Below are 22,314 nucleotides of genomic sequence, written 5' to 3'. Positions count from 1 at the left end.
GGAGAACGATGCAGCGCGAGGGAGGTGGGTCCGTGGCGAAGAAGGCTAAGAGCCTGCCGGCCAAGAAGCCGATCGGCATGGTGCGCGCCCTGGTCGCGGCCTGTATCGCCGTTGTCGTGCTGGCTGCAGCCGTGGTAGGCGTCACCAACGCCGTGGTCATCGGCACCGCCTCCGGCAGCATCCTGTCCGCCGAGGAGGCTGCCGACTACAACGCCGACGCCATCGTGGTGCTGGGGGCATCCGTGCTGCCCGACGGCACCCCGTCCCAGATCCTCAAAGACCGTGTGGAGAACGCCGTGGAGCTGTACCAGGCCGGCGCCGCGCCGAAGATCATCATGAGCGGGGACAACTCCACGCTGGAGTACAACGAGGTGCGCTCCATGAAGGACTACGCTGTGAGCCTGGGCGTTCCTTCGGGGGACGTGTTCTGCGACCATGCGGGGTTCTCCACCTACGAGTCCATGCACCGGGCCAAAAGCGTGTTTGGGGCCGAGCGCATCATCGTGTCCACCCAGCGCTACCACCTGTACCGTGCGCTCTGGTCTGCCCATGCCCTGGGCCTGGAGGCAATAGGAGTGCCGGCCGACCGCCATAGTTTCGCGAACCAGCTGCTCTTCGACGCCCGCGAGGTGCCGGCCCGCACCAAGGACTTCTTCCTGGCGCTGCTGAAGACCGATCCCACCTTCATCGGCGACCCCGTCAGCCTGGACCAGTCGGGCGATGTGACGGACTAGGATTGCGGGCTTCGGGGATGCGTCGTGCATGCACGCCTCCCGGACGCGCCGCGGCCGTCCGTTCCCGGCGCGCTGCTTCTGCGGGCGTGCTGCCCTTTACCTTCCCGTGCAAACTCTGTGGCCGCCGGCTTTTTCGGGGGCGCGTCGGGCAAGCCGTGATACACTAATTCGGCTTGTAAGGAAAGGCCTTGCAGGTAAGGAATTGTTGGCCCCCGAGACACGGGGCCGCGCACGGGGCGGGCTCAGGCTCGCAGCGGGTGCGGAACCGTGGAAGCAATGTTGGCACTCAACCGCCGGCAAGGGGTCCCCACCGTTTTTTGAAAGGGGTCCGTTTTGACCGAAATCAAGAACACGTCCGTCATCGACTTCGAGGATGTCTCCGACGACCAGATGAATGCGCTGATCGACGGCACGCTCACTGACTTCGACGAAGGCGACCTGGTCGACGGCACCGTCGTCAAGATCGAGCGCGACGAGGTGCTGGTGGACATCGGCTTCAAGAGCGAGGGCGTCATCCCCTCCCGCGAGCTGTCCATCCGCAAGGACGCCGACCCGGCGGACATCGTGGCTCTGGGCGACGCCATCGAGGCGCTGGTCCTGCAGAAGGAGGACAAGGACGGCCGTCTGATCCTGTCCAAGAAGCGCGCCGAGTACGAGCGTGCCTGGAACCGCGTGGAAGAGAAGTTCAAGGCCGGCGAAGTGGTTACCGGCGAGGTTATCGAAGTGGTCAAGGGCGGCCTGATCCTGGACATCGGCCTGCGCGGCTTCCTGCCCGCCTCCCTGGTCGACCTGCGCCGCGTCAAGGACCTGGACATGTACATGGGCACCGAAATCGAGGCCCGCGTCATCGAGATGGACCGCAACCGCAACAACGTGGTGCTTTCCCGCCGCGTGCTGCTTGAGGAAGGCCGCCGCAACGAGCGCGCCGAGATCCTCTCGAAGCTGTCCAAGGGCATGCGCCTCAAGGGCACCGTTTCCTCCATCGTGGACTTCGGCGCCTTCGTGGACCTGGGCGGCATCGACGGCCTGGTGCACATCTCCGAGCTGTCCTGGAACCATGTCAACCATCCCTCCGAGGTCGTCAAGGTTGGCGACGAGGTGGAGGTGGAGGTGCTCGACGTCGATCTGCAGCGCGAGCGCATCTCTCTGGGCCTCAAGCAGACCACCGAGGATCCCTGGATCAAGCTGGTGGAGAGCTACCCCGTGGGCTCGATCGTGGACGGCAAGGTTACCAAGATTGTGCCCTTCGGCGCCTTCATCGAGCTCGGCCAGTCCATCGAGGGTCTGGTGCACATCTCCGAGATGGCTCAGCGTCACATCGACACCCCGGCCCAGGTTGCCAAGGCGGGCGATGTGGTGAAGGTGAAGGTCATGGAAATCAACCCCGAGCGTCGTCGCATCTCGCTGTCCATGAAGGCCGCCGCCGCCGAGCTGGGCTTCGAGATCGAGGTGGACGAGTCCATCCAGCCCGAGGAGAAGCCGGCCAAGAAGCGCGAGAAGAAGGCCGAAGAGAAGCCGGCCGACGCCGAGCCCGAGGCTGCCGAAGCCGTGGTCGAGGCTGTGGAGACCGTGGAGGAGTAAGCGGTTTCGCGCTGAAAAGCTCTCAGCAAGTCGGAAGGGGCCCTGCGGGGCTCCTTCTTTTATTGCGGGTCAAGGGGCGTTGCCAGGGCGTTGTAGAGCGCGGCAGGAATGAACGACTTGAATATCGATACGATTTTCTTGACATCCCTCGTGCGCGTAGGGTCGAGACGTTCCTCGGAAAAGTGCAGTTCCATGCGAACGTGTCCTTCGATAATGCTGCGCATAGTCTCGTCGACGGTCACGCCGTGGAGGGCGAGGGTCTCGGCTATGGTGGCGAATCGACGCTGGGCTCGGTAAGCGCAGCAGCGCTCGTATTCGGCGGCGTCGCTTCTGACGTTGCGCAGGGGCTCCAGCTCGGAAAGTCCGAGCGCGAAATAGGATTCCAGCCCCTCATCCCAGGTGAGGCTGCGCCCTATCTGGTCGAGCGTTATGCTGCACATGAAGTCGGAGGCCCAGCGGGCCAGGTCGTACTTGGAGTCGAAGTGCCGGTAGAACGTTGGCTTCGAGATGCCGGCCTTGCGGCAGAGCGCCTCGACGGTCAGCTCGTCGATGGGCCTGCCGACGGCGTGGAGGACGCGCAGCTTGACCTCATCGCCCTTCGAAAGAAACAAGAGTCGGTCCATGTATCCCCTTCCCCTTTTGCCCTCCATTATACTGGCTGGCTCCGGTAGCGAATAGGTTACGAAGCGGGTCGAATAGTTTCAAGGGCTTTACGAGTGCGGCGCTTTGCCTCGGGTTCCTGATGAACGCTTCTCCTTGCATCTTGAGGCCCTTTCCGGCGTTTTCTAGAGTGAGCTCCAAGTGTTAGTCCGAAAACACAAGGAGGGTTTCATGGAGAAGCACGATCAGTTGATGGAGGCCGAAGAGCGGTTCTCCCTGACGCGCAGGGGCTTTTTGACCGGGGCGGCTGCTACGGTGGCGGTCGCCGGTGCGGCAATGCTGTCCGGCTGCGGCCAGGGCAAGTCCGACGACGGGGGAGCGTCGGCCGCAAACGGCTCCGACAGCGTGACGGAGGGCGACGCTGCCGACATCGAGCCCGTTTCGGCTCCGGCTAGCTGGGATGAGGAGTACGAGGTCGTCGTTGTCGGTTCGGGTGGCGGCTTGTTCGGTGCTGTCCGTGCCGCCGAGCTGGGCGCGAAGGTCTGCTGCGTCGAGAAGTCCGCTTCCGTAGGTGGCGCCAGCAAGGAGAGTTCCATCTTCGCCTGCTCCGGCACGAAGGTGCAGTTGGCTGCCGGATTGCCTGATATCTCGATGCTGATGATCCAGGGTGCTTTGGGCAAGCAGGTGCCCGGCGCCGGCAACGAGAAGACCATCGTGAACGTGGGCATGAACGCCACTCGTACCATGGACTGGGTCTCCGACCTGGGATTGGAGCTTGAGCCCACCACTACCGGCGGTCCCCAGGGCGGCATGACCGGCGTGTCGCCGGCGGGCAAGGAGCTCGACGGCTTGGCAGCTCGTACCAACATTTACGCCTACACGTTCCTTGAGGAGCAGCTGGGCAAGTTCGGTGGTACTATGAAGCTAAACACCAAGGTGACGGCCCTGGTGAAGGAGGGCGACACCGTCACCGGTGTCCAGGTTCTCGACGAGAGCAACGAGACGAAGTACCTGAAGGCAACCAAGGGCGTCATCCTGGCCGCGGGCGGCATGTGCTCCAATCGCGAGATGCTGGCCAAGTACATCCCGTCCGCTTACGAGCGCGTCAAGTGCTCCTCTGCGGGTACCCAGGATTCCGGCGAGGTTATCCGCATGGGCTTCGGCGCTGGGGCGCAGCAGGGCGGTTTCGACTCCTACCAGGCCTTCGACGGCGGCTTGGATGGCGTTCCGTGGGATTACTACCTGTACAACGGCGATGTGCAGCTGGCCCGCCAGGCTTGGTGCAGCATCGACCTGCGCGGCAATTTCGTGCCCTATTACACCTCCGTCGCCCAGTACGGCGCCCAGGCTCAGCTTTACCAGTCGCTTCCGGGCGGCCAGAAGTACTGCTTCTTCGACAGCAATTACGAGCAGTACGCCGAGACCTTCGACCAAGAGTGCTGCCGTCATCTCATCGTTCCGACGATGCCCGACATCGATCGTATCCCCGAGGCGCTCATCGAGCATGATTGGAAGCTGGGGGCCCAGCGCGGCATCGACGAGGGTCGCATTGTGAAGGCCGACACGTTGGCGGAGCTCGCGTCGAAGCTCGGGGTTGTCGCCGAGACGGTGGAGGAGGCGGTTTCGACGTGGAATGCCACCGTGGCATCGAAGCCCGAGGAGTTCGACGGCATACCCGGCGCATGGCTTACCCCGGTGGAGAAGGCGCCTTTCTATGGCGTAGCCGTGGGCAGCATCATGTTCTCCACTCACGTGGGCCTGCTCACCAATGAGAACATGCAGGTGTACGCCAGCGACGGAGCACTTATGCCGAACCTGTACGCAGCGGGCTGCACCGTTGGCGGTAACTGCGGGCCTGACGAGAGCTATGGTCGTTGCCTTGGCCCCAACGGCGGCGTATGCTTCGCCGCTACCACTGCTTTCATGGCGGCAGAGCAGATCATGGGCAAGCTCCCCGCGTTCGTCATGCCCGATTTCCCCGAGACGGCGTAACGGACGGAAGGAGACGTACCTATGAGCGACTCTTCGCAGGAGAAGAAGCCTTCGGCCAAGAAGCGCACCCGCAAGTGGCCCATCGTTGTGGGAGTGGTTGTCGTGGTGTTGGTTGCGGCGGGCGCCGGCTTTCTGGTCTGGCACGAGCAGCCTGGTTTCTGCAACGCCATCTGCCACGATCCCATGGATCCCTATGTCGAGGGCTATTATTCAAACGACCCGAATCTGCTGGTGAGCGCCCATGCGCAAGAGGGGTACGAATGCCTCGACTGCCACGAGCCCACCCTGTCCGAACAGGTGTCCGAAGCTGTGGCATGGGCGACGGGGGATTTCTATTCCGACCTTGCGAAGCATGATTTGGGAACCGAGGAGCTGTGCCTGAACGAGGCTTGCCATGTGCGGGCCGACATCGCGGCGGCGACCGAGGATTGGGGCGGCACGGATTTCAATCCCCACGCAAGCCATGTGGGCAAGGACGTTCAGTGCGGTGACTGCCACAGCGTGCATCGCGAGTCGGAGCTGTACTGCAACAAGTGCCACAATGCGACGCTGCCGGAAGGCTGGGTCGACCCGGCGTAAGGCTGCGTGATTGACGACGCAGGGCGTTCGACGGAAGGGGGGCGACGATTGACGGTCGCCCCCCTTCCTGCGCTCGTGCGCAGCTCTTTCCTGCGGGTAGGGCGCGCCGTTGGGTCTGGTGGTCTACGGGGGCTAGGCGGCAGCTTCGCCTTCGGCGTCGGAACTGTCAGCCCCTTCGGCATCCTGGTCGGCGTCGCTGTCGGCGTTGTTAGACTCGTCGCCTGCGTCGGCCTTCGCTGCCTCCGCTTCCTCGCGGGCCTTGCGCTCCTCGTCGGTGAAGGGCGCAAGCGGCGCGTCGATGCTGCGCGCCACGGCGTTCTGGGTGTTGCGCAGGAACTTGTCCAAGGTCTTCGAGGCGCCTTTCTGGGCGAACTCCCAGGGGGTGAGCACTTCGGCTGCCTCGTCGCCCTCGTCGTGCTGGGGCAGGTACTCGGCGATGGCGTCGCGGACCAGGGCGATGTAGGCGCGGGCGCCGTCCTCGGTCAGGTGCGTGCCGTCGCCGTCGAACAGATCTCCCTTGTCGGCGCTGTAGCTGTACCAGTCGATGACGCTCACGTTGTCGTAGCGCTCGGCGGCCCGGCGCAGGGCCTCGTTGGTCTCGCCCATCCAGCTTTGGGTGGAGCGCGTGTTGACGAAGAAGATGTGCTTGTCGGTGCCCACCATTTCAATCAGCTCGTCAAGCTGGTCATCGGTGACCAGGCCGTTCGTTCCCAGCGCGAACACTACCACGTCGCCGACGATGTTCTGGTGCGCGTAGTAGTCGTACACGTCCTCGCCGACGAAGAGCTGGCGGTTGACGGCCGCGTCGATGGCGCCGAAGGGGAAGGCCTCCTGGAAGGCGGGGATGGCGCGCACCGAAACTGAGTCGCCGATCATGAGCACGTCGAGCACGGGCGTTTCCTCTTCGTCGCCGGTGATCAGGGGCACGCCGGCGGTCTTCGGAGAAGCGTCCTTCAGCAGGTCGGCGCCCTCGAGGGCGGAGGTGTTGGGCACCACGGCAAGGCCCACCACGGCCACGAGCGCCACCACCGAGCAGGCGCCCCCGATGATGCCGTTGAAGTAGAGCCAGTCGTGGACATCGAAGGTGCCGGACCTGACTTCGGCGATCACCTTGCCCAAGGCCCCGTGGCGGAAGGGCTCCTCGATGAAGCGGTACGAGAACGCCGCCACTGCGAAGATGACCGCCATCTGCAGAAGGAGCATCCACCAGGGCGCCTGGGCCACGGAGTTGCCGGGGTTCATGATCAGCAGCAGCGGGTAGTGCCACAGGTAGATGCCGTAGGAGCGCTTGCCCACCCACACCAGCGGTGCCGCCCCCGCGATGCGCCCGACCAGGCTTGCGGGGTGCACCATGACGGCGATGACCACGGCGGTGAGCACCGATGCCAGCAGCAGGCCTCCCCGGTAAAGGAAGGGGGAGAAGCCGTCGGCCAGCGCGATCATGGCCACCAGCGCCGCGAGCGCCGCCAGCCCCACGCCGTCCAGGGCGCGCCGCACGGGCACGGGCAGCTGCACGCTCTTCTTCGCACCCAGCAGGTGACTCGGCCACACGTAGGCGAGCCATGCGCCTATGAGCAGCGAGAACGCTCGGGTGTCGGTGCCGTAGTAGACGCGGGAGGGGTCGGCCAGCGGGTCGTAGAGCACGGCCATCTCCACCGCCGAGGCCAGGGCCACCACCAGCGTGGCGTTGGCCATGATCGAGCGCTTGATCCCCAGCTTGTGGGCGATGAACAGGACAAGCGGCCAGAACAAGTAGAACTGCTCCTCGATAGCGAGCGACCAGAAGTGGGTGAGCGGGCTCGGTGCGCCCAGGGCGTCGAAGTAGGAGACGTCGTGGAAGATGTACCACCAGTTGGTCACCCAGCACAGTGCCGCCCACATGTCCTCGCGCAGCTTGGTGAGCAGGCTGTGGTCGAAGACGGTGCACAGCGCCGCGGTGCCGAAGACGACGAAGACGATGGCGGGGAACAGGCGCCGGATGCGGCGCAGCCAGAACTGGGGCAGGTTGATGCGGCCGGTGTCGTCCAGCTCGATGAGCAGGAGGCTGGTAATGAGGTAGCCCGACAGCACGAAGAACACCGTGACGCCCAGAAGGCCGCCGGATGCCCAGGGGACGCCCATGTGATAGACGATGACGGCCAGCACCGCCAGGGCGCGCAGGCCGTCGAGGGCCGGGATGTAGCGGGCCTTCGACTTCGCAGGGGCGGCGTCCCGGCCTCTCCGGGAGCCGCGAGCGCTGTAGCGTTCGCGTTCGTCGTTTCGGGCGCTGTCGCCGCGTTGGGCGCTTCGCCGGTTGGCGCTTTCGCTTCGGGCCGACGGTTGCTGCACCCCGCGACTGCGCGCCGGCTGACCGTCGCGCTGTCCGGCGCCGGCTGCGGGGGAGGGGCGCTGGGCGGCTCGCACCGTGTCACGGCGGGCTGTGCGGGGGGCTGATGCCGGGCTGCCGGCGGCCGCGCGCGGGTCGCCGGCGGGCCGGGCGGAGGCGGGCCGCGTCGTGCGGGAGGATGCAGAGCCCCGAAGGGCTTCGCCTTCGATTCCGCGACGGGGGTTTCGGGACGCCGTGTCCCTGTAGGGTTGTGCTGGCATGGGGGCGCCTTGCTCCTTGTAGCTGTGTACCGAGGGGCGTTTGTTTTTGCATGGGGCCCGGTTGCGGGCTGCATGCAAAAGCAAACAGTGCAGAGTATAGCATCAGCGGTGGGCTATACTAGCCACAGCGAGGGAACAGCGGCTACGGGCTGCGGAAAGGAAATCCGGTGGGCATGGCAGGCGACGGCAAGACGGTGGCCGTGGGCATGAGCGGGGGTGTGGACAGCTCCGTGGCCGCCCTGGCGCTGCTGCAGCAGGGCTATCGGGTGGTGGGGGTCACGTGCCGCTTCTGCGACGACGGCAAGACCGCCGCGGCCGAGCGGGACGCGCAGGCAGTGTGCGAGCGGCTGGGCATAGCGCACGCGGTCTTCGACGCCACCAAGCAGTTCGAGCGCGTGGTGGTGCAGCCGTTCGTGGAGGGCTACGCTGCAGGCCTCACCCCCAGCCCGTGCGTGGGCTGCAACGCTCTCTGCAAGATTCCGAGCCTGTGCGAAGCCGCTGACGAGCTGGGATGCGAGTTCGTGGCCACGGGCCACTACGCCCGCATCGCGCAGGTGCCCCTGGCGTCGGGCGGTCCGGCCGCGGGTGACGGCGAGGGGCGGCCGGATGCGTCGGCGGGCTTTCGCTACGCCGTGCGCACGGCCTTGGACGGCTCCAAGGACCAAAGCTACATGCTTTCCATGCTGGCCCAGGCGCAGCTGGCGCGCCTTATCCTGCCCTTGGGGGGCATGACCAAGCCGGCGGTGCGGCAGGCGGCTGCGCAGGCGGGACTTCCCGTGGCTCAGAAGGAGGAGAGCCAAGACATCTGCTTCCTGGGCGATGCGTGCGACTACCGGGCGTTCCTCGCGCAGCGGGGAGTGGCCGACCGTCCCGGCCCCATCGTGCTTGCGGACGGCACGCCTGTGGGAAGCCACGACGGCCTGCACGGCTACACGGTGGGCCAGCGCAAGGGGCTGGGCGTGGCGTATCGCGAGCCCCTTTACGTGGTGGCCAAGGAGGCGGAGGCGAACCGCCTGGTGGTGGGCACGGCCGACCAGGCGCTCATCGGCCAGGTGCGCACGGGCCCGGTGAGCTGGCAGGCGGTGGAAGGGCTTTCCGAGCCCATACGGGCCATGGTGAAGCTGCGCTACCGCAGCCGTGCCGTGCCCTGCGTCGTGGAGCCTGCGACCGGAGGCAGCGCGACCGTTCGTCTCAACGAGCCGCAGCCGACTACGGCTCCCGGCCAATATGCGGTATTCTATGTAGGAGACACCGTCATCGGGGCGGCTGTGATAGGGAAAGTGGTGCAAGCATGAAGAAGCTCTTCGTCATCGGCGGCATGGGCGCTGGCAAATCCACGGCTCGCAAGGTGCTTACGGAAGACGGCGTTCCCGCCATCGACCTGGACAAGGTGGGCCACGATGTGCTGCGCTGGGATACGGTGAAAGACGAGCTGGTGGAAACCTTCGGAGCCGACATTTTGGGCGATGACGGCCAGATCAGCCGCCCGGCTCTGGCGGCGAAGGCTTTCGCGAGCCCGGCCGAGACCCGCAAGCTCAACCGCATAACGCTGCCCCGTATCGAAGGGGCGTTCACCGACCAGGTGGACGAGCTCGAGCGCCAGGGGCACAAGGCCGTGGTGGTGGAGTACTCGGTGTTCAAGAACCGCCAAACCTCGCTGGCCTACGATGCCGATGTGGTCATCGCGGTGCTCGCACCCATCGACCTGCGCATCCAGCGGGCTGTGGCTTCCGGTTGGGAAGAGGGCGACGTGCGTCGCCGCATCGCCCAGCAGATCACCGACGCCGACCGCATCGAGGCCGCCGACGTGGTGTTCAACAACGACGGCACCCCCGACGAGATGCGCAACCAGGTGCTCGTCTGGTGGAACGACTACAAGAAGACGCTCTAGCGATTTGCTGACAAGCTGCAGCTGCTGGCCCCGTCGATCGTGATCGGCGGGGCTTTTCTTCGGCCCGAAAACCGGGTGGACGGAGCAAGGAGGCGGATGCCGCCGCGGCAGCAGAAGCTTCTGGAACTAGTCGATCCCTTCCGGTTCCTCTATGAGGGAGAGCAGCTCCTGCTGGGTGTGGATGCCCAGTTTGCGATAGAGGTTCTTGCGGTGGGTGTTCACGGTGTTTCGGCTGATGAACAGCTCCTGTTCTATGAAGCCGACGTCTCTGCCGCGGGCAAGGTAGGAGAACACCTCGGTCTCGCGGGCGGTCAGGCCGTGTTGGGCGGCCAGGGCCTCGCAGCGCTCGTCGAGCCCCGCGCGGTTCAGGCGCGTGAGCCGCGGAGAGAGCTCCAGCAGGTCGCGCTCCGGCAGGATGAAGCAGAATGCGCAGGCCAGAATGGCTACCGAAGCGACCGAGATCCAGGGCAGCAGCGGTATCCCCCCGACCGCGCTCATGGCCCATTCCAGTACCTTCGCTGCGCTGAACCCGGCGATGAAAGCAGCGAACTGCACGCCGAAGACCCCTCCGAAGGCCCGGTCCGGATCGATTCCCTTGAGGAAGACCACGCTCCAGGCAAGCGTCCACATGGTGAGCATGATGAGCGCGTAGGCGGCGTAGATGCCGACGTAGGGCAGCAGGGGAGCGGCGGGAAGGACGTCCAGGCCGGCGCAGGCCACGACGGCGAAGAGGAAGGACGCCCGGTAGAAGAACTCGGTCCTGTAGCTCTTCCGGCGCTGCATGAGGGCAAGGGAAACGGCCGCTACCGCTAGCACCACGGCGAACACCGCAAGAAACAGCATCCAGAAGAACCCTTCGTCGAGAGGGCTTTCCCCGAAGCCGATGTGGCAGGTCCACACGAACTGGATGACCGCCGAGAAGCAGAAGAGCGATCCGGCTATGCGGCAGAGGGAGCCGTCGAGGGGCAGGACCTGTCCTTTCGCCTTCGCCGGCTGCGCTGCGGCGTCGGATGCGCGAGGCGCCAGCTTGGCAAGGCAGCCCCAGGAAACCAGCGGCAGCACCGCGGCAGCGGCGACCTTCGCGGGAAGGCCGCCGGCAATGGCGGCGCTTAGCAGCGGCCACTGGACGCAGAGGGCGATCCCCATGGAAAGCAGGGCCGGCCGCAACGCAAGGGAGGCTATGACGCGACCCCAGCAAAGCGTGAAGGCGGCGAAGCCGATGCCTGCGGCAACGCCCAGGGCCGATGCCGTCAGCCGCAGGGCTGCGGTGTCCTGGTCGGCCAAAGCCGCCAGGAGCACGCCGGCGGCGGCAGCGACGGCTCCTAGGGCGACGCAGAGGGCGAGCGGCGCTCCGGACGCGGCGAATCCGCGTTTCTTGCCGCCTGGCGAAGCAGCTCCCGGGCGCCGCCGCGCGCGTCGAGCTGCGCCCAGCAGCAAGACCGTAGCAACGAGCAGCGACGCGAAGAAGAACGGGTCGTGGACCACGCCGCCCCCGTAGACTATCTGGTCTCGCAGGGGGCCTTCGAAGCATAGCAGCATGTTCGTCCAGGACGCGAAGCAGGAAAAGCCTACGAGCACGGCCCAGGGAACGCCGGCCCGGCGCGAGGTGCCGTGGCCGCTCTCTTCGGCGACGAGGATGGTCGGCGTCGTCTGCCCGGCTGACGGCGAGGGCGAGTCCTGATGCGTCATCTCTCCTCCTGCGTTGCGGCTGGCGGGGCGTTCGCGGTCGGCCCCTAGCCGGGGGTCGTGCGGCGGCCCGCTTGCTTCCCGCCTCGATTATAGGTCTTTCGGGCTGCCAGGTGGTCTGAACGCCGGCTTTCCCATGTGGGGTTTCGTCGATTTCACCATCAGAAGGTGAGGGCTTTTCGGGCCAAATCATCAAATCGAGGGTATGGCTCGCGCTCCCGGTTCCGGGGCATAGTTCGCTTGTCCGCTCCGCATCGCTTGCACCGTTGCGCAGACGACGCGGAAAGGGGACGCGGGCTTCCGGGGCTGCAGGGTGCCGGGGGCGAGGGAGCGGCGTTAGGAGCGCCGCGCGAGAGAGAGGAGAGGGTGCTATGGCATCTTCGAGCAACGAGCATCGCGACGCCGCCCGTGCGGCGTTCTCCGCGGGACGCGGGCGCATCGATTTGAGCCGCCGCGGCTTTTTGGCCGGCATGGGCGCCTTGGCGGGCGCGGCCGGCTTGGGGGCGCTGGCGGGCTGCAGCCCTGCCGCCCCGGCGTCGTCTGCAGGCGACGCACCTTCCGCGAATGCGGCGGCCCCGACTGCCGCTAACGCCTCGACCGCTTCCGGAACCGCCGCGGCGGCCACGGGCAACGAGGGCAAGACCATGGGCCAGGTGCTGGGCGCCGGCTGGCTGGGCGAGGAGCCCGAGATAGCCGCCGACCAGATCTCCGAGACCCAGGAGGCCGACATCATCGTCTGCGGCGCGGGCCATGCGGGTACCGCCTGCGCTCGCCGCGCCGCCGAGCTGGGCGCCAAGGTCATCGTGGTGGAGGTGCAGCCCGAGGACACCTTCAGCGCTCTGGGTAACGACATCGGGCACCTGAACTCCGAGTGGCAGCTCAAGCGCGTGGGCATCCCCGAGTACTCCGTCGTCGACTTCATGAACGAGTACCAGATGTACGGCGCCGGCCGCGTGCAGCCCACGCTGCTCTCCCAGTTCGCCAACCGCTCCGGCGAGGCGCTCGACTGGTTCATCGACGGCTACACTGAGGCCGAGAAGGACGAGCTCATCCCGCTCAACTGGCCTGTGGTTGACGGCTACAACTACAAGAAGGGCCCCTTCACCTCCTACGTGGGCACCTGCCAGTTCGGCGGATCGGTGGGTATGACCGACGCCGTGAAGCGCAGCCAGGAGAAGGCCAAGGCCGCAGGTGCGGTGTTCAACTTCGGCCAGCAGGCGGTTCGTCTGGTGCACAACGAGGACGGCACCGAGGTTACCGGCGTCATCGCCAAGAAGACCGGCGAGGATAGCTACGTGCAGTACAACGGGCGTGCGGTGGTGCTGTCCTGCGGCGACATCGGGTCGAACTCGGCCATGTACAACGCCATCTGCCGCGAGAACTACGAGCTGGGCGAGTACCGCGACTGCTCGGCCATGTCCGGTCGCGACGGCAGCGGCATCGCCATGGCCATGCGCATCGGCGCCAAGGTGGAGCTGGGCACCGGCGGCGACATGGGCAGCCACGCCTTCATCCCGCTGTCTCCCATGGAGGGCGTGGAAAGCCTGTGGCTGAACAAGTACGGCAAGCGCTACTGCAACGAGGCCTTCGGCGGGCCGCTGCTCTCCGGTTGCGCCGGCGCCCGCCAGCCCGGCGACCGCGCCTATCTCATCTGGGGGTCCGACTGGGAAGAGGTGTTCTTCAACCAGCTGGCGGGGCATCTGGCCCCCAAGGAGTGGGATAGCGAGACCGCTGTGAAGGTGGCCACCTACTTCGAAAACGTCCAGGGCACCGGTGCCGAGGGCGACGACACCTCCGGTAAGTTCATGTACTGCGCCGACACCGTGGAGGAGCTGTGCGACTACATGGGCATGGAGGCCGGCGTGAAGGCCAACGCTGTGGCGGCCGTGAAGAAGTGGAACGAGGCCCACGATGCCGGCGAGGACCTGGAGTTCGGGCGTGACCCGGAGACCATGTGGCCCATCACGGGCGGCCCCTACTACGGCTACGTGTGCCAGAAGCGCGTGGGCGGCGGGTCGCTGGTGGCTACGTCGGGGCTTCTGGTGACCGGCGAGCAGCAGGTGCAGGGTCAGGGCTTCGAGCCGATCAAGGGCCTGTTCGCCTGCGGCAACACCTCCGGCGGCCGCTTCACCATGGGCTACAACGGCATCATGAACGGCGTGTCCATCGGCATGTGCCTGTGCCTGGGCTACACGCTAGGCGAGTTCCTGGCCACCGAGGACATTGACCAGTACGTGACCCTGGGTGCCGGCAACGCCGACATCAAGCAGTCCGACAAGGGCATGGCCGGCCCGCCCATGGGCGGCGGCGCCCCGGGCGGCGAGGGCGGAGCTGCCGGTGGTCCCGGCGGCGAGGGCGGAGCTGCCGGTGGTCCTGGCGGCGAAGGCGGTGCTGAGGGCCCTGGCGGCGGTGCGCCGGCGTAGGGCGCCTTTTCTGGGGCCAGAGGCGCCCCGTTCCGCACGAGAGCGAGACAGCATATCCGCAGCCTGCCGGTTCCCTCCTCCGGCAGGCTTTTTCATTGGTTCGTGCGACAGGCTATGCGGGTAGCGTGCATTGACCTAATGCTTACGACCGTGATATTGTTGCCAATAAGGCCAGTTCGACGGCTTCCAAGACTATCGGGCCGGATAGTTGCTGAGACGTCGCGGGTGCAATTGGACGTTTCTTGTCGAAGCGTCCAGCAAACAGAATTCCGCTATTTTCTGCATGAGAATAGGCGCTTGGCAAATCACCGCATGGCAGTCGCAGGCCTTGTTCTCTCCGATACGCTCTCTCTATGCGGGTGCATGCTTGTGACCAGGTGGTTTTCTGCGATTCGTTTTCCGTTTTTGCTGAAGCCTTCTGTTTACGCCAAGGGCGAGCGAAAAGCATTTGCCAAACGCGCAATCTGATGCGGAATCCGCGAATATTCTGTTTGGCCTTCGGGGCGCGTCGGGGAGTGCGGAACTTGCGGAGTGTTTTGGTTGGCTTGCGCAAACCCTCTGTTACTGCGGCTCCTCGATGAGCGACAGCAGCTCTTGCTGGGTGTGGATACCCAGCTTGCGGTAGATGTTCTTGCGATGGGTCTTCACGGTGTTTCGGCTGATCAGAAGCTCTTGCTCGACGAACAGTGCATCGCGGCCGCGAGCCAGCAGCAAAAGCACCTCGGCCTCGCGTTCCGTAAGCCCTGCTTCTCGCGCGATGACGGCGCAACGCTCATCCATCCCCGCGCGCGACAGCTGCAGCACGCGGGGCGAGAACTCCAGCAGGTTCTTCTCGGGCAGTATGAAGCAGTAGGCGCTCACGATGGCGCAGGCGACCAGCAGCACCAGCTTCGGCGAGGCGGCCGTACCCTCGCCTGCGAACGCCTCGACCCCCAGCGCAGACGACAGCGTGAACCCTGCCAGAAACCCCAGCAGCTCGGCACCGAAGACCAGCCCGAACGCGCAGTCGGGCCGCTTCCCCTTCAGCAGCGCCGCGTTGTACGACAGTATCCACACCGTCAGCAGCAGAAGCGCGTAGGACACGTAGATGCCCATGTAGGCCAGCTCGGCCGAGATGTTTGGAACCAAGGCGAATGCGAAGCAGGCCATGACGGCGAAGAAGAACGCTGCGCGGTAGAACAGCTCGAGGTGGTAGGAGCCGAGGCGCTGCATGGCGTACAGCATACCAGCGACGACCGCGCCGGTTTCAAGGAATATCCCCAGGAACAGGGTGGACGGGTCGTCGGAGTGCAACTGGGCGCCGTTCAAGGCGATCGAGGATGCGCTGATCAACTGCACGGCAAAGCTGAAGCACAGCATTGCTGCGGCTATGCGCGCGAGAGGCGGCACGGCGTGCTTGCCGTAAGGCCCGGTCCCCCCGGAGACGTCTTCGAAGGCGGGGGCGGGGCGTTTGGACAGCCTTGCGAGACATTGCCACGAAACCAACGGGAGCACCAGGGCGGCCAGCGGTTCGGCCGGGAAGCCCAGCGCGCTTATCACGAAGAGCGCGAGCCATTGTCCGCACAAGGCGAAGCACAGGACGCGCACGGCGTCGTGCAGGGAAAGCGAGGCCAGCACGCGACCCCAGCGCAGGGTGAGCAGGGCAAGTCCCGGCCCTGCGATGACGCCCATGGCCGTGGCGAACGGCAGCGGTGCCACGGTGTTTCGCATGAGGGCGTGGCTGAGGACGGAGGGTAGCGCCGAGCCCAGCATGGCCAGCACTACGAAAATGCCGAACGCCGGTCCCGTCGCAAGCGACTCCATGGCACCCTTGCGGCTCGCACCGCCCGACCGTCCGAGGGCGCTTGCCCAGCTTGCGGCCAGCAGCACGAGGACGGCTGGGGCCAGCACGGCGCAAAAGAACGGGTCATGGACGATGCGCCCTCCGTCAGCCACGTCGTCGCGCAGCGAGCCGTCGAAGCACAGCAGCATGGTGGTCCAGGTGACGAAGCATGTGAGCCCCAGGCCTGCGACGGTGCGCGAGGGGGCGTTGTCGGACGACTCGTCGAAGGGTGAGGTTGCGGGTTGGGGCGAGCTCAAGGGGGATGTCTTCCTTCTGCGGCATGGTTGTACGTATCGCAAGTATAATCCTTTCGGTTCGCATTCGCCGATTGGTCCTAAACCTTGTCGGCCAAGGGTGCTTCGCATGGTCGACCTGGGGCGTGCTGCTCACCCCAGCGGGGTGATTCCCGGTTTTGCGCGGGAAACATTCTGCGGGGGGTATGGATTGTACGAGTTGGTTAGGCGATAGTCTGCTTATCGGTTTTGTCAGCGTACGCGAGACGCCGCGACGGAGGATTCGAAGCATGTGGCGTTGGGAGGAAACCGGAGCAACGGCGAAGAAAGGAAGGAAGGGTTCATATGAACACGTTAAGGAGATGGTTTACCGACCGCGCGCCGTTCGTGGTTGCCGCTGGCGCGTTGGGACTGCTGCTGGCATTTGCCCCAGGGCTTGCGTTTGCCGATGCGGTCCGGACGATGGAGATACCGGTGAGCGACAGCCTCACCCTGGTTGGCGAGGTCGACGACGAGGGCGTCCTGCGCATAGCGGACGTGGTGACGGCAGATGATGGCATCATGGCAGCCTCGGAGGCTGCGGACGCCGAGGAGGTGCTTTTCGCTATAGCACGGGTCTACAGCGGCTGGTACCAGAGCAACACCGGCGACTGGTACTACTTCGTGGACGGTAAGTGGGCGACGGGTTGGTACAAGGTTGACGGCTGGTGGTACCATTTCGCCGTCAGCAACGGCATCATGCAGACCGGCTGGCTCAGCCGCGACGGCAACTGGTACTACTTGCGCACCGCCAGCGGGGTCCCCGTCTCGGGTCCCACGGGGGCGATGGTCGAGAACTCATGGGTGAGCCTCGACGGCTACTGGTACTATTTCCAATCCGTCGGCTCGATGCTGCACGGTTGGCATAAAGAGGGGACGACATACTACTACCTGCGCGACGTCTCCAAGCCGCCCATCAACGGCCCCGACGGCAGCATGGCTATTGGTTGGGAGAAGGTAGATGACGAGTGGTTCTACTTTAATGCGAACGGCTCTATGTATGCGGGAAAGCTCAATTACGATGGTTACGACTACTATCTTGCTGACGAGTATGTTAATGCGCCTTTTGGAACCAGCGGTTATGGGGTAATGCTGACGGGTTTTCACGATTACATGGGATTCGAGTACTACTATGTCAGGAATTCGGACCGAAGTGCATTCACCGGGCCGATTGGTCCCGAGGGATCGCTTGTTAAAAACGGGATTTTTAACAACATAGACTATAAGGGTGGGAAGAGGTCCGGCTATACGAACGCGTCCGGTCGCGTAAAACCGTAGAAATTGGTGCTGGGCCCCCTCACCTGCATCGCCATCCTGCTGTTCCTGCCCAAGCTCGAGAATGGGCGCGCGGCGAAGCCGCGGGAGCCTTGGGAGGGATGAGCGAGAAGGTCGCCTAGGCGCGGTGCTGGCCAATGGGCGGGAGTCGATTCGGGAGGAGGCGAGCGTTTGCGCGGCGCTTTTGATACTTGCGCCTCTTGCGGTGGCAAGACTTCTGCTCGCTCTGCATGCCGTTTCGCTCTTCGAATTTGTAGGGGCCGTCTTTTCTGTCGTCTTTCGGGTCGGTAGGGCATTGCGATGTCGAGGATGTTTCGATGGACATCCAGAGAGGAAGGAGAAGGTCGTGGATTCTGTAACCCAAGTGGTTGTATCTGGTCTCTTGGCGTTGCTTGGGGCCTTGTTCAGCACGGAGGTGCCCTTTGCGCCGATGCTCGATTCTGCGGAGGCGTGGCAGTGGTTCGCGGGGTTTGCGGTGCGTGACACCCTTGTTCGCGCTATTGTCGCCGCGCCCGTTGCCTACTTCGCTCAGCGCAAGGGCTACAGCTGGTGGGGGTTCTTCCTGGTGGCTATGGTGCTTATGCCCGCAGCGGTCGCAGCCGTGCTGGTTGCGCTTCCTCGTGGTAGAGCGGGTGCGCAGAGAAGCTTGGGGAATCCGAAAAGGGGCGGCCAGAAATCCCGATGAAGCGTGCCGATCGGGCGGAGGCAAGTCGATCCTTGCGTTAGTCCGGGCGGTCGATCGGGGTTTGCGGAGAGCGTTAGATGCGAAGCTCGGGCAAAGGAAGGGGTTTGGCATGACCGTTTGGTTCGTGTTGCTCATCATCGTGGCTCGGTTTCTGCTCGCCCTGTTTACCGCTTCGCTCTTCGAGTCGAAGGGGTACAAGTACGGGCGGTTCTTTCTCGTCGCGTTCCTTGTCGACCCGATCACGTGCCTGGCGCTCTATCTGCTTATGCCGAAGCTGCGCAGCCGTCAACCTCGGAAGGCTGCCCTCAAAGCTGGGAGGGAGGCGCTATGAGCGCGCTGTACGCATGGCGTTCCTTCGATTCGGCGGAGGCGCGCTTGTGGTTTCTCGTCGCAAAGGCGCTCGTCGCCGTGGGGTTGGGCTATTGGGCTCGGCATAAAGGGTATAGGTTCTCAACCTTCTTTCTGGCTGCGTTCTTCCTTGACCCGATTGCGTGCGCGGCGGTGCTGGCCGTCGTGCCGGAGGTGCGCGATGCCGTAGGCTATTCCGTCGCGTGCGTTGAAGAGGGTTAGGTCGGCTGCCCGAAAGGTGTGCTGTTCTCTGGTCTCGTGAAAGGGGTGTGTATGGGCGGGTCTCGTTTGGAGGTCTTTCGGAGCGCGAAGGCGTATCGGCGACGGGCCGTTCTGGCGGTCGCTCTGGCGGTGCTCGTTCTCGTTGCGGGCTTCGCGGTTAGTCGCATGGGGTTTACGGCGATTGGGTCTTCGCGTGTCGGACTGACCGAAGAGGAGCTCTTCTACTCTCCACCTGTCGATTCCGCAGACGTCCCCGGCGCTTCGGAGGCGGATGTCATCGCCCGCGCGGGGACATGGAAGCAGGTGGGGGACGAATGGTATTGCGAGGCTTCCGACGGTACGCGGCAGACAGGGTGGGTGAAGGACGGGGAGTACCGGTACTACCTGCGCACCGCCGACGACGAGCCGACGCCGGGCCCGGAAGGGTCAATGGTCGTGGGCTGGGCGAAGCTCGGTGCATACTGGTTCTACTTCGATCCCGACGGCGCCATGCACAAGGGACGCCTGGCCTACGACGGGCACGAATACTACATGTGCGACGAGAACGTGACGTGGTATATACACGGGTCCAGGATAGAAGGATCCATGCTGACGGGGCTTGTGGGGTTCGGGCGGCCCTCGTATTTCGCTCCGTATTCGTTCGTCAAATACTACTGTGAAGGCCCTTGCCTTCAGCTTTTTCAAACCCGATCGTTTCCTGAAGGGGCGCTTGTGGAGGATTGCTCGTTCGTCGACTGGGGCATGTTCACGCTCGGCAACGGTTGGAGCGCTGGGAATATAGACGGATTAGGGAACGTGCAGACGGAGCATTCGCTTCGGTTCTGGCTGAGATAACCGACTTCCCGGTATCCGGTCGGAGGCTGGCCGGGCGTCCGTTCGGGTTGCCATGATTACTAGAAAGGTTGTCGACATGACGATTCCCCTGACGGTTTTGTTTCCCTCGTCTCTGGGATGGCTCTCGTTCTTCATGATGATTCTGCCTCTGGTCGCGGTAAAGGCTCTCATTGCCATACCCATCGCCTATGCCGGGCGCTGGAAGGGCTATGGCTTCTGGGAGTTCTACTTCGCGGCGTTCCTGCTGGGCCCTCTCACCTGCGTCGCTATCCTGCTGTTCTTACCCAAGCTTGTGGGAGGGCGCGTGGCGCAGTCCCGCAAGGCGAAGGCGGATTGAGCGGCGGGGCGTGCCGCGCAAGGGGCTTTGCGTCCTGTGGACGATTCCTGAGATGGACCGCCTTTTGTTGCGCTAGAATTTGCCGGTGCCTGCGTCGGGCGACGGTTTCACGCGTTGCGTCGCCGGGGTTGCGGGCTTGGCGGGTTCGAGTGAATTTCGATAGGCGGGGCGCAACATGGATGTTCTGGAGAAGCTGAGCGAACGGCAGGGCAAGCTTGCGGGCATCGTTCTGTGTGCGGTGCTGGTAGCGCCATGCTGGTTTTTGGGGCAGGTCTTTCCCGTTATCGGCGGCCCGGTGTTTTCCATCTTGCTGGGCATGGCCGTGGCCCTAGCTTGGGGCCAGGGCAGGCGCGGGGTCGTGCAGATAGGCATCGCCTTCACGGCGAAGAAAGTGTTGCAGTGGGCCGTCGTCCTGCTGGGCTTCGGGCTGAACCTGACCCAGATTGCCCAGGTGGGGGCCACCTCCCTTCCCATCATCTGCTCCACCATCGCCACGGCGCTTCTCGCGGCCTACCTTATGCACAAGCTGCTGCGCACCGACGCCGACACCGCTACGCTCATCGGCGTGGGGTCCTCCATCTGCGGCGGGTCGGCCATCGCGGCCACGGCTCCGGTCATCCGCGCGAAGGACGCCGACGTGGCCCAGGCCATATCGGTCATCTTTCTGTTCAACGTGGTGGCGGCCCTGGTGTTTCCCTCCTTGGGGGTGGCGCTCGGCATGACCAACGAGGGGTTTGCCCTCTTCGCGGGCACGGCCGTGAACGACACGTCCTCGGTGACGGCGGCTGCGGCGGCGTGGGACGGCATGCACCCTGGGTCTAACGCCCTTGACGACGCTACCATCGTGAAGCTGACGCGGACGCTTGCTATCATCCCCATCACGCTTGTATTGTCCATCTTGGTAGCGCGCAGGGACGCTCGGCGTCCGCAGGACTCGCCGAAGGCCGCCGCTCGTGCATCGGAGGCTGCCGTCGGAAATCCGGCGGGGTGTGCACCCGTCCCTGGCGCCCTCGGCACCCCCGGCGTCTCCGGCGCATCCGCACCCGCCGTCTCGGGCGCGTCGGATGCCAAGTCCGGCTTGCTTTCGGGTTTCTCGCTGAAGCGGGCGCTTCCCAGCTTCATCGTTCTGTTCGTTCTGGCATCGCTTCTGACCACGGTTTGCGCAGCGTTCGGCGTGGACACGGGCCTGTTCGCTCCCGCAAAGACGCTCTCGAAATACTTCATCTGCATGGCGATGCTGGCCATCGGGCTTAACACCGATATTGTGAAACTGGTGAGATCCGGCGGGAACCCCATTCTCATGGGGCTTGCCTGCTGGGTGTGCATCGCCGCTGCCAGCTTGGGGATGCAGTATATGCTGGGACTGTGGTAGGCTTCCGCTTTACGCCGCAGCGATGGTTATTTCCGCGGCGTTGTCGCAGATTGCGTCCTGTGCAGCTTCGATGCGCCCATGACCAGGGCGCCGGCCAGGAAGGGCAGCCAGAAGACGAAGGCGCGGTACACGGCGATGGCGGTGAGGCCTGTGGCCTGGTGCACGCCGAAGAGCGTGAACACCACGATGCTGGCCGCCTCGACGATGCCCACGCCCTGGGGCACGATGGACACCATGGCCGCCAGCGTGGCCACCACGTAGCCGCATACCCAGGCGGCGGGGACGTGGATGTTGAACGCTAGGCAGACGCTGGCGAAGCATCCCAGCTCGCCGGCGCTGCCCAAGGCGCACCAGGCGATGGCCTGCACTGCCTGGGCCTTGTGGCTCTCTATCAGCCCCGCAGCCGAGGCGTAGGAGTCTACTGCCTGGGCCACGGTGCGGTCGAAGGGCCCCTTGTGGAAACGTGCCGCCACGCGGTCGGCCAGCTTCAGGAAGGGCGCGGCGATCTTGAGCACCAGCTTCGGGCGAACGGCGGCCACGGCCATGGCGGCCACCATGCCGCCCACGGTGACGACGGCGGCGAGCCCGAGGGCGACGATGCCCGGCTGCAATCCGACGGTCGCCACCAGCACGGCGAAGCCCGCCACCATGATGACGAGGAACCCGGCGTTCACCGCGGCCTGCATGAGCAGCGCTCCGGCGGTGGCGGCTCCCGTCGAATCCCCGCGCTTGGTGGCCTGGCTCACCACCAGCGCCTCGCCCGAAACGTTCATGGACGGGGCGATGGTGTCGACGAAGAACGTCTCGAACACCAGCTTGAAGCCCTCGCCGAAGCCCATCTTCGACCCGACCGAGGCGAAAGCGCACCGGTAGGCCATGCCCTGGCAGGCGTACTTGCAGACCTGCAGCCCGATGGCCACGGCCAGAAACGCCGTCTGCCCCTCGCGGATGTCGCGCAGCACCGCATCGGCGCCCTTCCCGTGGACAAGCACCACCGCGAGCACCGCGATGAACACCACGGCCACCAACAGCTTCTTCGCGTTTCTCTTCACGGCGCACCTCCTTGCACCCTATT

At 64.9% G+C, this 22,314-nt stretch carries 19 protein-coding genes; 14 read left to right on the top strand and 5 right to left on the bottom strand.

Going from position 1 to position 22,314, the window contains the following annotated elements; all coding sequences use genetic code 11:
* Positions 1–32: 32 nt before the first annotated feature.
* Positions 33–734, top strand: coding sequence for a SanA/YdcF family protein (locus NFR41_RS06185; RefSeq protein WP_251231139.1), 702 nt, complete (start codon positions 33–35; stop codon positions 732–734).
* Positions 735–1,067: 333 nt separating this feature from the next.
* A complete protein-coding gene (rpsA, locus tag NFR41_RS06180) occupies positions 1,068–2,315 on the top strand; it encodes a 30S ribosomal protein S1 (protein WP_251231138.1) in 1,248 nt (415 codons plus the stop codon).
* Positions 2,316–2,374: 59 nt separating this feature from the next.
* Here rpsA and NFR41_RS06175 read toward each other — a convergent pair whose 3' ends face one another.
* Positions 2,375–2,938 (bottom strand): TetR/AcrR family transcriptional regulator, encoded by a 564-nt coding sequence (locus tag NFR41_RS06175; protein ID WP_251231137.1) that lies wholly within the window; start codon positions 2,936–2,938, stop codon positions 2,375–2,377.
* A gap of 208 nt (positions 2,939–3,146) precedes the next feature.
* Between NFR41_RS06175 and NFR41_RS06170 the strand changes: the two genes are divergently transcribed.
* A complete protein-coding gene (locus tag NFR41_RS06170) occupies positions 3,147–4,907 on the top strand; it encodes an FAD-binding protein (protein WP_160214195.1) in 1,761 nt (586 codons plus the stop codon).
* A 21-nt stretch (positions 4,908–4,928) separates the two neighbouring features.
* A complete protein-coding gene (locus NFR41_RS06165) occupies positions 4,929–5,486 on the top strand; it encodes a cytochrome c3 family protein (protein ID WP_251231136.1) in 558 nt (185 codons plus the stop codon).
* Positions 5,487–5,618: 132 nt separating this feature from the next.
* On the opposite strand, the gene NFR41_RS06160 is transcribed toward NFR41_RS06165, so the two are convergent.
* Entirely contained in the window at positions 5,619–7,814 is a 2,196-nt protein-coding gene (locus tag NFR41_RS06160) for an acyltransferase family protein (protein WP_251231135.1), read from the bottom strand.
* 431 nt (positions 7,815–8,245) lie between these two features.
* On the opposite strand from NFR41_RS06160, the gene mnmA reads away from it, so the two are divergent.
* On the top strand, positions 8,246–9,367 hold the full coding sequence (mnmA, locus tag NFR41_RS06155) for a tRNA 2-thiouridine(34) synthase MnmA (protein ID WP_251231185.1): 1,122 nt from the start codon (positions 8,246–8,248) through the stop codon (positions 9,365–9,367).
* On the top strand, positions 9,364–9,963 hold the full coding sequence (gene coaE, locus NFR41_RS06150; RefSeq protein WP_251231134.1) for a dephospho-CoA kinase: 600 nt from the start codon (positions 9,364–9,366) through the stop codon (positions 9,961–9,963). Before mnmA ends, coaE begins: the two co-directional genes overlap by 4 nt.
* A gap of 126 nt (positions 9,964–10,089) precedes the next feature.
* Here the strand turns inward: coaE and NFR41_RS06145 are convergent, their stop codons facing one another.
* On the bottom strand, positions 10,090–11,652 hold the full coding sequence (locus NFR41_RS06145; RefSeq protein ID WP_251231133.1) for a helix-turn-helix transcriptional regulator: 1,563 nt from the start codon (positions 11,650–11,652) through the stop codon (positions 10,090–10,092).
* Positions 11,653–12,020: 368 nt separating this feature from the next.
* On the opposite strand from NFR41_RS06145, the gene NFR41_RS06140 reads away from it, so the two are divergent.
* Entirely contained in the window at positions 12,021–14,072 is a 2,052-nt protein-coding gene (locus NFR41_RS06140; RefSeq protein ID WP_251231132.1) for an FAD-binding protein, read from the top strand.
* Between the two features lie 561 nt (positions 14,073–14,633).
* On the opposite strand, the gene NFR41_RS06135 is transcribed toward NFR41_RS06140, so the two are convergent.
* Entirely contained in the window at positions 14,634–16,151 is a 1,518-nt protein-coding gene (locus NFR41_RS06135) for a helix-turn-helix domain-containing protein (RefSeq protein ID WP_251231131.1), read from the bottom strand.
* 321 nt (positions 16,152–16,472) lie between these two features.
* On the opposite strand from NFR41_RS06135, the gene NFR41_RS06130 reads away from it, so the two are divergent.
* The 7 genes from NFR41_RS06130 (at position 16,473) to NFR41_RS06100 (ending at position 21,239) form a co-directional block, all read left to right on the top strand.
* Positions 16,473–17,444, top strand: a complete 972-nt coding sequence (locus tag NFR41_RS06130) for a hypothetical protein (protein WP_251231130.1) — start codon at positions 16,473–16,475, stop codon at positions 17,442–17,444.
* A gap of 343 nt (positions 17,445–17,787) precedes the next feature.
* A complete protein-coding gene (locus tag NFR41_RS06125) occupies positions 17,788–18,126 on the top strand; it encodes a hypothetical protein (RefSeq protein ID WP_251231129.1) in 339 nt (112 codons plus the stop codon).
* 109 nt (positions 18,127–18,235) lie between these two features.
* Positions 18,236–18,457, top strand: coding sequence for a hypothetical protein (locus NFR41_RS06120; protein ID WP_251231128.1), 222 nt, complete (start codon positions 18,236–18,238; stop codon positions 18,455–18,457).
* Entirely contained in the window at positions 18,454–18,696 is a 243-nt protein-coding gene (locus tag NFR41_RS06115) for a hypothetical protein (RefSeq protein WP_251231127.1), read from the top strand. Before NFR41_RS06120 ends, NFR41_RS06115 begins: the two co-directional genes overlap by 4 nt.
* 51 nt (positions 18,697–18,747) lie before the next feature.
* On the top strand, positions 18,748–19,530 hold the full coding sequence (locus tag NFR41_RS06110; protein ID WP_251231126.1) for an N-acetylmuramoyl-L-alanine amidase family protein: 783 nt from the start codon (positions 18,748–18,750) through the stop codon (positions 19,528–19,530).
* Positions 19,531–19,606: 76 nt separating this feature from the next.
* Positions 19,607–19,867 (top strand): hypothetical protein, encoded by a 261-nt coding sequence (locus NFR41_RS06105; protein ID WP_251231125.1) that lies wholly within the window; start codon positions 19,607–19,609, stop codon positions 19,865–19,867.
* Between the two features lie 175 nt (positions 19,868–20,042).
* Entirely contained in the window at positions 20,043–21,239 is a 1,197-nt protein-coding gene (locus NFR41_RS06100) for a YeiH family protein (protein WP_251231124.1), read from the top strand.
* 26 nt (positions 21,240–21,265) lie between these two features.
* Here NFR41_RS06100 and NFR41_RS06095 read toward each other — a convergent pair whose 3' ends face one another.
* Complete coding sequence (locus NFR41_RS06095) at positions 21,266–22,291, bottom strand: lysylphosphatidylglycerol synthase transmembrane domain-containing protein (protein ID WP_251231123.1); 1,026 nt, start codon at positions 22,289–22,291, stop codon at positions 21,266–21,268.
* Positions 22,292–22,314: the final 23 nt, after the last annotated feature.

The organism is Adlercreutzia aquisgranensis, from assembly GCF_943193145.1.
In the GTDB taxonomy this organism is placed as follows: domain Bacteria; phylum Actinomycetota; class Coriobacteriia; order Coriobacteriales; family Eggerthellaceae; genus Xiamenia; species Xiamenia aquisgranensis.
Note: the sequence above shows the minus strand (reverse complement) of the source record. Positions and strands in the feature narration are given on the sequence as shown.